At 42.1% G+C, this 11,741-nt stretch carries 9 protein-coding genes and 13 tRNA genes; 18 read left to right on the forward strand and 4 right to left on the reverse strand.

Annotated features, from left to right (window positions below):
• Nucleotides 1-59: 59 nt before the first annotated feature.
• Both SWOO_RS13070 and SWOO_RS13075 read right to left on the reverse strand, forming a co-directional pair.
• Nucleotides 60-347, reverse strand: coding sequence for a DUF406 family protein (locus tag SWOO_RS13070; protein ID WP_012325166.1), 288 nt, complete (start codon nt 345-347; stop codon nt 60-62).
• 108 nt (nt 348-455) lie between these two features.
• Nucleotides 456-947 carry a VC2046/SO_2500 family protein gene (locus SWOO_RS13075; RefSeq protein WP_012325167.1) on the reverse strand — a complete coding sequence of 164 codons (492 nt, stop codon included), beginning with the start codon at nt 945-947 and terminating at the stop codon, nt 456-458.
• Nucleotides 948-1,072: 125 nt separating this feature from the next.
• Here SWOO_RS13075 and SWOO_RS13080 point away from each other — a divergent pair.
• The 5 genes from SWOO_RS13080 (at nt 1,073) to SWOO_RS13100 (ending at nt 2,822) form a co-directional block, all read left to right on the forward strand.
• Nucleotides 1,073-1,157 (forward strand) — tRNA-Tyr (locus SWOO_RS13080).
• Between the two features lie 39 nt (nt 1,158-1,196).
• Nucleotides 1,197-1,281, forward strand: a tRNA-Tyr gene (locus SWOO_RS13085).
• Nucleotides 1,282-1,343: 62 nt separating this feature from the next.
• Nucleotides 1,344-1,428, forward strand: a tRNA-Tyr gene (locus SWOO_RS13090).
• Nucleotides 1,429-1,489: 61 nt separating this feature from the next.
• Nucleotides 1,490-1,574, forward strand: a tRNA-Tyr gene (locus SWOO_RS13095).
• A gap of 186 nt (nt 1,575-1,760) precedes the next feature.
• The gene (locus SWOO_RS13100) at nt 1,761-2,822 is read left to right on the forward strand and encodes a PLP-dependent cysteine synthase family protein (protein WP_012325168.1); all 1,062 of its coding nucleotides are present in this window, start codon (nt 1,761-1,763) and stop codon (nt 2,820-2,822) included.
• 11 nt (nt 2,823-2,833) lie between these two features.
• Here the strand turns inward: SWOO_RS13100 and queE are convergent, their stop codons facing one another.
• On the reverse strand, nt 2,834-3,502 hold the full coding sequence (gene queE / locus SWOO_RS13105) for a 7-carboxy-7-deazaguanine synthase QueE (RefSeq protein WP_012325169.1): 669 nt from the start codon (nt 3,500-3,502) through the stop codon (nt 2,834-2,836).
• A 221-nt stretch (nt 3,503-3,723) separates the two neighbouring features.
• On the opposite strand from queE, the gene queC reads away from it, so the two are divergent.
• Nucleotides 3,724-4,425, forward strand: coding sequence for a 7-cyano-7-deazaguanine synthase QueC (gene queC, locus SWOO_RS13110; protein WP_012325170.1), 702 nt, complete (start codon nt 3,724-3,726; stop codon nt 4,423-4,425).
• Nucleotides 4,413-5,021, forward strand: a complete 609-nt coding sequence (gene rrtA, locus SWOO_RS13115; RefSeq protein WP_012325171.1) for a rhombosortase — start codon at nt 4,413-4,415, stop codon at nt 5,019-5,021. Before queC ends, rrtA begins: the two co-directional genes overlap by 13 nt.
• A gap of 20 nt (nt 5,022-5,041) precedes the next feature.
• On the opposite strand, the gene uvrB is transcribed toward rrtA, so the two are convergent.
• Nucleotides 5,042-7,057, reverse strand: a complete 2,016-nt coding sequence (gene uvrB, locus SWOO_RS13120) for an excinuclease ABC subunit UvrB (protein WP_012325172.1) — start codon at nt 7,055-7,057, stop codon at nt 5,042-5,044.
• Nucleotides 7,058-8,042: 985 nt separating this feature from the next.
• On the opposite strand from uvrB, the gene SWOO_RS13125 reads away from it, so the two are divergent.
• The 11 genes from SWOO_RS13125 to rsxA all read left to right on the forward strand — a co-directional run bounded on the left by SWOO_RS13125 (nt 8,043) and on the right by rsxA (nt 11,740).
• A tRNA-Asn gene (locus SWOO_RS13125) sits at nt 8,043-8,118 on the forward strand.
• 53 nt (nt 8,119-8,171) lie between these two features.
• Nucleotides 8,172-8,247 (forward strand) — tRNA-Asn (locus SWOO_RS13130).
• Nucleotides 8,248-8,279: 32 nt separating this feature from the next.
• Nucleotides 8,280-8,355, forward strand: a tRNA-Asn gene (locus tag SWOO_RS13135).
• Nucleotides 8,356-8,381: 26 nt separating this feature from the next.
• Nucleotides 8,382-8,457, forward strand: a tRNA-Asn gene (locus SWOO_RS13140).
• Nucleotides 8,458-8,484: 27 nt separating this feature from the next.
• Nucleotides 8,485-8,560 (forward strand) — tRNA-Asn (locus SWOO_RS13145).
• Between the two features lie 27 nt (nt 8,561-8,587).
• Nucleotides 8,588-8,663, forward strand: a tRNA-Asn gene (locus SWOO_RS13150).
• Nucleotides 8,664-8,690: 27 nt separating this feature from the next.
• Nucleotides 8,691-8,766, forward strand: a tRNA-Asn gene (locus SWOO_RS13155).
• A 27-nt stretch (nt 8,767-8,793) separates the two neighbouring features.
• Nucleotides 8,794-8,869 (forward strand) — tRNA-Asn (locus tag SWOO_RS13160).
• A gap of 26 nt (nt 8,870-8,895) precedes the next feature.
• Nucleotides 8,896-8,971: transfer RNA gene (locus SWOO_RS13165), tRNA-Asn, on the forward strand.
• A gap of 175 nt (nt 8,972-9,146) precedes the next feature.
• Nucleotides 9,147-11,051: an EAL domain-containing protein gene (locus tag SWOO_RS13170; RefSeq protein WP_012325173.1), complete on the forward strand. Its 1,905-nt coding sequence runs from the start codon at nt 9,147-9,149 to the stop codon at nt 11,049-11,051.
• Between the two features lie 110 nt (nt 11,052-11,161).
• On the forward strand, nt 11,162-11,740 hold the full coding sequence (gene rsxA / locus SWOO_RS13175; protein ID WP_012325174.1) for an electron transport complex subunit RsxA: 579 nt from the start codon (nt 11,162-11,164) through the stop codon (nt 11,738-11,740).
• Nucleotide 11,741 lies beyond the last annotated feature (1 nt).

Here is an 11,741-nt window from a genome sequence, read left to right on the forward strand (position 1 = left end):
AATAATGAGCTAGTCAGACTACATGACCAAGTAGCAGATTTGCAACATACTAGTGAATTTTAAATACCATTTTCTAGCTGAAATATCATTTTCTCAGCACTGTAAGCAAAATGGATAACTAAACTTGTCAGATCACTATCGGTCTTTATCTCGCTTTCAACACCATCAAATCGACTTTTTGCCTTAAGTGCGACAGCTTCAGCTTCCACTTTTGCATCAACGCCAGTAAACGAGATACTAAGCTGCGTATCATGCTCATCAATCACAGCTCCGATATCGGCATAACTGCCACAATCATTACAGGTATCGTTCACTAAAGCTGATTGGGATTCTTGAATATTTTTCATTGTTTATAACTCATCAATTCACGTCCGCCTATTATACGCTAATCACCTATTGCCTTGGCATTAATAAGCAAAAGGTAAATCACAAATTGACAAGATAGTGAGATAAAATCAGGCCAGTGTTCGACTCATCTGTCTCTGCTGGGCTAATTGATCAACAAAATGGGTATCTAAGGCGTGGTAAAGTTCAGATTTAGCACTGTGATTAAACTTTTGCCGAGTCAGTAGATCGCAATTAGTCAGCACTCTCTGCATCTGCGCCGACTTATCCCCTCTTATAACAAGTGCCTCGGGCTTCAATGCTTGCATAAGTTGAAATGCTCTTACCCCACCATGAGAGAAAGCAGAGCTGTTATCAATGGGAGAGTCCTGTATCGTCAAGTCATTAATTAACGCTTGCGCTTCTGGCAGCTCAAATTTTTTACGCAAAGCAAGCTCAGGCTCAAGAGCCCCATCATCGAGCTGAAACTGAGCCATATCCCGAGCATCACAAGAGAGTAGTGCCAATAAAAGGGCAAACTCTCCACGCCTATCATGATCAATAGCATGATTAAGGCGTGTCCCAAGTTGGGACTCATTGATTAAAACAGCACTTGGTCGCATAAAAAAACATCACTAAAACAGCTCGTTGATAGTTAATCGACCGCTTAATACATAACTTTAGATATTTTTTAAATTATGGCCTTTACACATACACAGTTTGTGTCTACTATTGCCGCCGCAAGTGAGGAGGGGTTCCCGAGTGGCCAAAGGGATCAGACTGTAAATCTGACGGCTCAGCCTTCGAAGGTTCGAATCCTTCTCCCTCCACCATTTGCATAATTGGTAAAAATGACAATAAAGATTATTCGTGGAGGGGTTCCCGAGTGGCCAAAGGGATCAGACTGTAAATCTGACGGCTCAGCCTTCGAAGGTTCGAATCCTTCTCCCTCCACCATCTTTACTCTTTTGCGTCATGGTTATTAAGTGTTAAAGCGGTACTGTAAAATAAGTTGAAATGGAGGGGTTCCCGAGTGGCCAAAGGGATCAGACTGTAAATCTGACGGCTCAGCCTTCGAAGGTTCGAATCCTTCTCCCTCCACCATCTCTTATTTACGCTACAAAGCTATAACGATTTAATACCACCAATATTGATAGAAACATGTGGAGGGGTTCCCGAGTGGCCAAAGGGATCAGACTGTAAATCTGACGGCTCAGCCTTCGAAGGTTCGAATCCTTCTCCCTCCACCACTTCTATCTAAACTCCTCTCGGTTTTCCCAATACGAATCCAAATTAGTTAGTCTTTAACGATATCAAGCCAAACCTATTCTCCCTTCGTCACATTTAATTCATCAGAGTAAAGTTTCCACTTTGACTTCCTACCTAAACTCATATTGATTACTATCAAGGTAACTCCATCTAGGTATAGGGCAAATATGACAAACTCATGGGTTAACACAGCAGTCGAGAAGATCGAATCAGACTACCAGCGTAGTGCCGATACTCATTTAATTAAACTCGATATTCCTCAACTAACGGGGATCGATATCTACTTAAAAGATGAGAGTACCCACCCAACAGGTAGTTTGAAGCACAGGCTTGCTCGTTCGCTATTTCTCTATGGACTCTGTAACGGGTGGATCAAGGAAGGCACGACAATCATCGAGTCTTCTTCCGGTAGTACCGCCGTATCTGAAGCTTATTTTGCCCGCATGCTTGGTTTGCCCTTTATTGCTGTTATGCCTAAGAGTACCGCTAAGAGAAAAATTCAACAGATAGAGTTTTATGGTGGGACTTGCCATTTCGTTAATCACTCCAGCGAGATCTATGCAGCATCAGAGCAGTTAGCCACGCAACTAAATGGCCATTATATGGATCAATTTACCTATGCAGAGCGAGCAACGGATTGGCGTGGAAATAATAATATTGCCAATTCAATTTTCGAACAGATGACACTTGAGCCCCACCCTATCCCCAAGTGGATTGTCATGAGTCCAGGAACAGGAGGAACATCGGCAACGATCGGTCGCTATATTCGTTATCAGCAACTCGACACACAACTTTGTGTGGTTGACCCTGAACACTCAGTATTTTATGACTACTTCACAACCGGTGATAAAAGCTTAACTTCGTGCCATGGAAGCAAAATAGAGGGGATAGGAAGACCAAGAGCAGAGCCCTCTTTCATTCCGGGTGTCATTGATCATATGGAGAAAATACCAGATGCTGCTTCAGTGGCAACCATCTACTGGCTTGAGAAATTAATCGGTAGAAAAGCAGGCCCTTCAACTGGCACCAACTTGTATGGCGCTCTTAATATCGCATGTGACATGCTAGCAAAAGGTCAACAGGGCTCTATCGTTACCCTTTTGTGTGACTCAGGGGAGCGATACCTAGACAGCTATTACAACCCTGATTGGGTTAACGATAACATTGGAGAACTTACAGAGTATGAGGCTAAATTGGCTCAATTTAACCTCACAGCTAGCTTAAACTGATAAAGACCAGATTAATCGATATCTAAATATTTATGGGTCTGTATTGAGAGGCGCCAGTTTCGCTCGATACAGACACGCATCGCTAGCTCCGTCGCTCTGGTTTTCTGACTAATGGGCTGCAAACAGATTGTTTTACCTTTTAGATCAACCCCATTTAGCAACTCATCAAGATCATCAATGTGAGACGCTGTCGCTACCGGGTGTTTAATCTCATTAGCACGCTTTAATGCTTGTGGCAGTACTGCAAGTCCCGCTTTCATCTTTAACTTAGGTGAAACGGTTACCCAGGTTTTCTCTGAGCAGTGAACCTCAAATGTGCCACTGGTTTCAATCTGAGTTGAATAACCTGCATCATTGAACTCTTCAGTCATGGCCGTTAGGTCATGTAAACAAGGCTCTCCCCCTGTAATTACAACATGGGATGCCGTAAACTCTTTTTGTTTTAAAAAGCTAATTAATTCTGATGTCGTTAACTCTGACCAGCGACCGATAGTACCATCAACCTGGATCACCATCTCAGGTTGAACCTTGTTCACATCAAGTAATTCCCAAGTATGTTTAGTATCACACCAGCTGCACCCTACTGGGCACCCCTGAAGACGTACAAAAATAGCGGGCACTCCAGTGTAAAAACCTTCGCCTTGAATCGTCTCAAATACTTCATTAACCGGATACTTCATGTTTAACCTCAAAAAGATTGGTCGGCATTTATAGTTGATTTTCCCTTTACAGGCAAGCCCAATATATACAATCTCCATTTGCTCTAACGTACTCAGAACCAGATATACTAGCTTTTGAGTAATTAGACCCTACTCATTTGATTCACTTTTTTGCGTTTATCATTTGCAAGCTTACCTCTGTCCGTTAAAATGAACGCTGTTTATTTCAATCAGTGATCATTATGTCAAAAGCGGTATCCAAGGCAGTTGTCGTATTCAGCGGCGGCCAAGACTCAACCACTTGTCTTATTCAAGCTCTTACTCAGTATGATGAAGTTCATGGGATCACATTTGATTACGGTCAACGTCATCGCCAAGAGATAGAAGTTGCCGAGACTTTAGGTCAACAACTTGGACTAAAGAGCCACAAGACTCTTGATGTGTCCATGCTCAATGAGCTCGCCATCTCTGCACTGACAAGAGATTCGATTCAGGTCTCTAATGAGTTAATGGATAACGGCTTACCCAACACCTTCGTCCCTGGCCGTAATATTCTCTTTTTAACCCTTGCGGGTATTTTTGCTTATCAACTGGGCGCCGATACTGTGATAACCGGAGTCTGTGAAACTGACTTTTCTGGTTACCCCGATTGTCGCAACGATTTTGTTAAAGCGATGCAGTCAGCACTTGAACAAGGTATGGATAGAAAGCTCACACTATCAACTCCATTGATGTGGCTAAATAAAGCAGAAACCTGGGCACTTGCTGATAAATACCACAGTCTTGATTTAGTCAGAGATGAAACGCTGACCTGTTATAACGGCATTGTTGGTACTGGTTGTGGCACCTGCCCCGCTTGTCTACTTAGACAGAAAGGCTTAGATGACTACTGCAACAATAAAGAGCAGGTACAACAAGAGCTGAACACTAAGTGTCAAAGTTAACATCGCTTTTCGGTAAAAGCTTTCCAGTATTGGTGCTCTTTACACTCTGTGCTATTGGCTTTTATTACGCGGGTTTTGATAATGAGCTGGCATATAGACGCAGCGAAATAACGGCGGGAGAGTATTGGCGTCTTTTTAGCGGCAATCTGCTCCACACTAATGGCTGGCACCTTATGATGAACTTAGCTGGCCTTTGGGTGATCATCTTATTACATCAACAGTACTACCGCTCATTAGGCTTCGCGCTGATCTTCATCTTACTGTGTTGGTTACAGGGAATAGGCTTATACCTCTTCTATCCAGGCTTGCTTGGTTACGTAGGCTTAAGCGGTATGTTGCACGGCTTATTCGCCTATGGCGCACTCAAAGATATCAGTGTCGGTATGCGATCAGGTTACCTGTTACTGATCGGTGTTATAGTCAAAGTCGCTTATGAACAGTGGTTTGGTGCAAGTGAGCAGGTAACTGAGATGATCGGTGCACGAGTCGCGACAGAAGCTCATTTGATCGGGGTTGTCACTGGCATATTACTTTTTGCTGTAGTCGCGATTTACCAAAAGTATTTTACAAACAAACCAAAGGAAAAAGCGGAGTAAAACTCCGCTTCAAATCTTCTTTACGCTTTAATCAACTCATCATGAAGACGCCTGACCTGATCTCGAACTGCGGCTGCTTGCTCAAACTCCAGGTTTTTAGCATGTTCATGCATCTTTTTCTCTAACGTATCGATCTGATGGCTAATGCTCGCCACATCATTCACTTTGTAGTCGCCTTTGGATTCGGCAATATCTCTTATCGAAGCAAGATCATTTTGCACATACTCTTTCTCACCCACATCCATCACGTCGGTGATCTTCTTAGAAACGCCTTTTGGTACTAAACCATTATCGAGATTGAACTGATGTTGCAACTTACGCCTACGTTCAGTTTCACCCATCGCTTTTGCCATCGAATCTGTGATCTTATCGGCGTAAAGAATAACTTTACCATTCATATTACGAGCCGCACGACCTATGGTCTGTATTAATGAGCGCTCTGAACGTAAAAAACCCTCTTTATCCGCATCAAGAATACAGACTAACGAGACCTCAGGCAGATCAAGTCCCTCTCTAAGCAAGTTAATACCAACAAGTACATCAAAAACACCTAATCTGAGATCGCGGATGATCTCCACTCGCTCGACAGTATCGATATCTGAGTGTAGATACCTTACTTTAACCCCATGCTCATCTAAGTATTCAGTGAGATCCTCTGACATGCGCTTAGTTAAGGTCGTCACCAACACACGCTCTTGAACCTTAACTCTCTTCCTAACCTCAGATAATAGATCATCAACCTGAATCGCCACGGGACGGACTTCAAGCTCAGGGTCTAGCAAACCAGTCGGCCTAATCACCTGTTCAGCAATCTCACCATCACTCTTCTCTATCTCATAATTTGCTGGCGTAGCAGAGACAAAGATAGTTTGGGGCATCAGACTTTCAAACTCTTCAAATTTAAGGGGTCTATTGTCCAACGCAGAGGGCAAGCGAAAACCATACTCAACCAAGTTCATCTTTCTGGAGCGATCACCTTTATACATAGCCCCAATTTGTGGCACGGTCACATGGGACTCATCAATGATAAGCAAACCGTCATCAGGTAGATAATCAAGCAGAGTTGGCGGCCCAGCTCCCTCTTCACGCCCAGAGAGGTATCTTGAGTAGTTTTCGATGCCAGAGCAGTAACCAAGCTCTACCATCATCTCAATATCATATTGTACCCGCTCGGTGATCCGCTGCTCCTCAATCAATTTGTTGTTATCGAGTAGTTGCTTCTTCCGCTCCCTAAGCTCCTCTTTAATCTCTTCGCTGGCCGCTAATATTTTCTCTCTTGGGGTTACGTAGTGGCTCTTAGGGTAAACAGTCGTGCGTGCGATCCGCTGCAAAATATGACCAGTTAAAGGGTCAAATAAGCTTAACCTTTCAATCTCATCATCAAACAGCTCAACACGGATCGCATTGCTATCTGAGTCAGCAGCGAAAATATCAATCACTTCCCCTCTAACACGGTAAGTGCCTCGTTTGAGTTCAATATCATTACGGGTATATTGCAGCTCACTAAGCCGATGTAATATATCCCTCTGACCCATAGTATCGCCCTGCCTTAGGTGCAATAACATCTTCATATATGAGTCTGGGTCGCCTAGACCATAGATAGCTGACACTGAAGCTATCAGCACAACATCTTTTCTCTCTAACAAAGCTTTAGTCGCTGACAGACGCATCTGCTCAATATGGGCATTGACCGATGCATCTTTCTCAATAAAGGTATTCGTGGAAGGAACGTACGCTTCAGGCTGGTAATAGTCATAGTAGGAGACAAAGTACTCGACCGCGTTATGGGGGAAAAACTCCTTCATCTCCCCATAAAGCTGTGCCGCCAAGGTTTTATTAGGCGCCATGATAATCGTGGGCCTAGACATCTCCTTTATCACATTAGCAATAGTGAATGTTTTACCCGACCCGGTCACACCCAACAGAGTTTGACAGGCTAAACCAGACTCAATGCCATCTACTAGTTTCTTAATCGCTTTAGGCTGATCGCCAGCGGGTACATATTGTGATTCAAGTTGAAAAGATGATTCTGCCACTAACGACTCTTCCTAGGTGATTGTGCTTATATTCTAATCCTGTAATGACTAAATACCAGTGGAATCTCAACCTAGTGTCAATAAATTTTTCGATATCAAATGACACATACACGATTAATCGATCTAGCCGCTCTTTAACAAGACCCATAGCGTAAAGATAGATATGAAATTTTAGAACAGAGGAAAAATAGTTATGTTTTGTCCATGAAAACGCCTAAAACCTGAATAATATGGCAAACTAATGCACAAGTTCGCACATTTAAACCGTTACATTTTAACAACAGATGCAAACATTAAAAAATTTAGCCCTTGATTTTAACAACTAGTTGTTTATTAAAACAATAAAATATTACCAATTAAAATGTGCATTTTAACCTCAAGCCGCTATTCTCAAGGCTTTGAAACACTTTTTCGGGCTTAACCCACAGGCTTATCCACAGATTTAGTGGATAACTCAAGCTACCCCTTATAGCACGGGACTTTAACCCCTATTCTCTAATCCAGCACTTAAAAATAGAAACGGTGTAATTTTGCTACATTTGGATGTCGAGAAGAATATTTTTTGCAAATCCTCTATCTCTAAAAATTGCATATGACTCATTAATTGACTATATAGGGTCAGTAAAACGCTGTCCTAAATAGCCTCCTCACACATATACTCAAAAGATCGAGTTATCCTCGCAATTCTCTGCTATATAACAGGAAGCAAAGATATTGCAGTCACGAAACAAGCTGATACTCAGCCACAACCAAGCCCAAATAAAAAACTTGATCATTGAATACCGACTAAGCGTGTGATTTATTACAGTTATATAAAACTTAAAAGTGGCCAGTCTCGCTTCATAACGATGGAATCTACGCCATGATGGGCGTTTGATGAGCACTTAACTACTTAAATACACTTTTTTTTGTCCGTCGAGTTGACTCATCATGAAGAGCGATTTAATATGCGCTCCGTCTTCAACGATGAATAGCTTTATTCGATTCCCCTGTAGTTCAGTTGGTAGAACGGCGGACTGTTAATCCGTATGTCACTGGTTCAAGTCCAGTCTGGGGAGCCAAAGTTATTTAAGATTAAAGGCAGATAGGTGTTAACCTAGTATATAAAGTCAAATCCCCTGTAGTTCAGTTGGTAGAACGGCGGACTGTTAATCCGTATGTCACTGGTTCGAGTCCAGTCTGGGGAGCCAAGCTTTATAGACAAAGTAAAAATTAAATCGATTCCCCTGTAGTTCAGTTGGTAGAACGGCGGACTGTTAATCCGTATGTCACTGGTTCGAGTCCAGTCTGGGGAGCCAATTTAAATAGTAAAAGTTAAAGCGATTCCCCTGTAGTTCAGTTGGTAGAACGGCGGACTGTTAATCCGTATGTCACTGGTTCAAGTCCAGTCTGGGGAGCCAATTTAAGATAGTAAAAGTTAAAGCGATTCCCCTGTAGTTCAGTTGGTAGAACGGCGGACTGTTAATCCGTATGTCACTGGTTCAAGTCCAGTCTGGGGAGCCAATTTAAGATAGTAAAAGATAAATCGATTCCCCTGTAGTTCAGTTGGTAGAACGGCGGACTGTTAATCCGTATGTCACTGGTTCAAGTCCAGTCTGGGGAGCCAATTTAAGATAGTAAAAGATAAATCGATTCCCCTGTAGTTCAGTTGGTAGAACGGCGGACTGTTAATCCGTATGTCACTGGTTCAAGTCCAGTCTGGGGAGCCAATTTAAGATAGTAAAAGATAAATCGATTCCCCTGTAGTTCAGTTGGTAGAACGGCGGACTGTTAATCCGTATGTCACTGGTTCAAGTCCAGTCTGGGGAGCCAATTTAAGATAGTAAAAGTAAATCAATTCCCCTGTAGTTCAGTTGGTAGAACGGCGGACTGTTAATCCGTATGTCACTGGTTCAAGTCCAGTCTGGGGAGCCACTATCCCTTCTTATTAAGACCACATCATCAAACAAAGTTTCCTGTTAATTTAGCAAAAGCCAATAAACATAACGCTTTAAAATTCCGCTTTGGTCACTTTTCCGATAGAATAACTCTCAGAATTAACTAAAATTATAACATCGTCGACTACTGTAGTTATACGAATGGGTTCTTTATGAGCGTTTCAAAACTTTTTCATAGTTTTCTTTTTTTACTTTTTACAGGGCTGACTCTCCTTGTTTACGTCGAGCTAACCCAGCAATTAACAGAAAAAGCGGATCAACGGCTATCTGATTTTCAATCTTATATGAATTTACCCCGCACTTGGCCAAGTGACGGTCCGCAACTCTACTCACAGATAGAGTCCCAGGCCAAACTGCAATTTTTTCAATTCATTCATTCTACAGACAGCAGTGCAAACTTAACCAAAGGTGAGCTCAACTTCGTATCAGATCACCCTTTATCTCCCTTATTTCAACAAGAGCTACCTGATACTCGGACACTAGAAGATGGTAGGCTGCAGCTAAAACTCGCAACCGATGATTTAACCCTCAATGCACTCACCCAATTCCAACAATTTTGTGCATTCATCTGGGCTATCTATCTGACCATAACCGTCGTCTTTGTTCTATTGATGATGAAAAATAAACGTACCATCATTTATGCAAGCAGTTACGTCAATGATCTATCCAGTCATAAGTACAATGCATTAGAAAGCTCTAAACTAAAGGCTGAGTTTAAGCCATTAGCCAGTGCATTAGAGCATTGTCGTAGTGAATTGAAAAAAAGAGATGAAGAGTTTGCAAAAGAACATGAGCGACTTAATAAAGCCGCTTTTGAAGATCAGATAACAGGGTTTGCAACCCGTACACGCTTTACACAGAAGTTAGAGTCTTTATCTGCGGAAGGAAAAAGCCAAATTGGTTTAATGGCGTTAATTAAAGCTTCTGAGTTAGGTATCATTAATGACAGTTTAGGCAGATCCGCTGGAGATGAATATCTAGCAAAAATTGCCAACTGTATTCGCCACTCGATGACAAAATACCCAAATTCAGATTGCTACAGAATTTCAACTGCAGACTTTGCTGTCTTCATTCCAGGCCTAGTCATTAAAGATGGACTCCCCTTTGTCGAAAACTTGAAAGCACAGTTTGACGAATACCAGCAAACAATCAACAACGAATCGATAGCCCATACTGGATTGGTTCCCTATGAACATGATAGTGAACCAGGCAAGCTTCTGTCACAAGGTGATACCGCTGTCAGTATCGCTCAAACTTTGGGGCCTAATTGTTTTTACCTTCACGAAAAAGGTAAAAATGATGATCTCTATGGAGACACAAAATGGAAAGAGTCTATCGGGGACCTTATTAATAGACGGGCGATAAAATTTTACCAGCAGGCGATATTACCCTGCCGAAAAGATGCCAAGATCTACAATGAGCTATTTTCCAGATTCTATAACAGTGAGGGGAAATTTTTACCCACTGCAACCGTGATAGCCATGGCGGAACGTCATGATATGGTCGTCGATCTCGACAAACTTATTGTTATCACAACACTAAAGATGTTAATTGAAAACCCTGCATTAACAGGCTCCTACGGCATAAATATTAGCTCCTCATCAATAATGCAGGAAACCTTTATTGCCTGGCTTAAAGCGCTGTTAGTCAAGCAACGGCATATTGCTGCCAGACTTGTTTTTGAGGTCAATGAATCAGGTATGCAAACTAATCTGGTGGCCAGCTACAAGTTCGTGCAAACCATTCATAGCGTTGGCGCAAAAGTGTCTGTTGAACATTTCGGCATGGGCTTTACCTCATTCAAGTTCTTTAAACAGGTCCGACCCGACTTTATTAAACTCGACGGCACTTATTCAAACAACATAGATACAGACACCAATAATCAATTTTTTGTTAAGATGATTATCAATATCGCACGTAGATTAAACATCCAAGTGATCTCCACTAGTGTCGAACGTCAGGAGGAGAAGTTTGTACTGGAAAAGTTACTGGTTGATGGGCTACAAGGTTACTATGTAGCCGAGCCTCAAGCCCTTCAAAACAAAGCAATATCCTAAAATAGACTAGAAGTTGAGCGCTTTGTGCAAAACCTTGTATTCTATGTGTTGTTAATAGGCTCATAAAAGCCGATAATAACAGGTATAACTGTTATAAATAATGAATTGAGATGAGTGAATATCTCCTATTATTGGTAAGCACTGTGCTTGTCAATAATTTTGTATTAGTAAAATTCCTTGGTCTTTGCCCTTTTATGGGGGTATCCAGCAAGCTTGAGTCAGCCATCGGCATGTCTATGGCCACGACTTTTGTTCTCACTTTAGCCTCAATCTTGAGCTATCTGGTAAACCAATACCTGCTTTTACCCTTTGAACTCGGTTACCTAAGAACAATGAGCTTCATTTTGGTGATCGCCGTCGTCGTTCAATTTACAGAGATGGTCGTACAGAAAACCAGTGCTTCTCTGTACCGCGCATTAGGTATCTACCTACCTTTGATCACCACTAACTGTGCTGTATTAGGTGTTGCACTGCTTAATATCAATGAAAAACATGGTTTTGTTGAGTCTGCCATTTATGGTTTTGGCGCTGCAGTCGGTTTCTCTCTTGTTCTTATTTTATTTTCAGCCATGCGCGAACGACTGGCTGCTGCCGATGTTCCCCTTCCGTTTAAAGGCGGCGCAATCGCAATGATCACAGCAGGACTCATGTCTCTGGCATTTATGGGCTTTACTGGGTTGGTTAATTAAC

Source organism: Shewanella woodyi ATCC 51908, assembly GCF_000019525.1.
GTDB lineage: Bacteria > Pseudomonadota > Gammaproteobacteria > Enterobacterales > Shewanellaceae > Shewanella > Shewanella woodyi.

Coding starts and splice junctions, on each gene's coding strand:
- SWOO_RS13070 (WP_012325166.1), bottom strand. CDS start 347: ATGAAAAATATTCAAGAATCCCAATCAGCTTTAGTGAACGATACCTGT.
- SWOO_RS13075 (WP_012325167.1), bottom strand. CDS start 947: ATGCGACCAAGTGCTGTTTTAATCAATGAGTCCCAACTTGGGACACGC.
- SWOO_RS13100 (WP_012325168.1), top strand. CDS start 1,761: ATGACAAACTCATGGGTTAACACAGCAGTCGAGAAGATCGAATCAGAC.
- queE (WP_012325169.1), bottom strand. CDS start 3,502: ATGAAGTATCCGGTTAATGAAGTATTTGAGACGATTCAAGGCGAAGGT.
- queC (WP_012325170.1), top strand. CDS start 3,724: ATGTCAAAAGCGGTATCCAAGGCAGTTGTCGTATTCAGCGGCGGCCAA.
- SWOO_RS13170 (WP_012325173.1), top strand. CDS start 9,147: ATGAGCGTTTCAAAACTTTTTCATAGTTTTCTTTTTTTACTTTTTACA.
- rsxA (WP_012325174.1), top strand. CDS start 11,162: ATGAGTGAATATCTCCTATTATTGGTAAGCACTGTGCTTGTCAATAAT.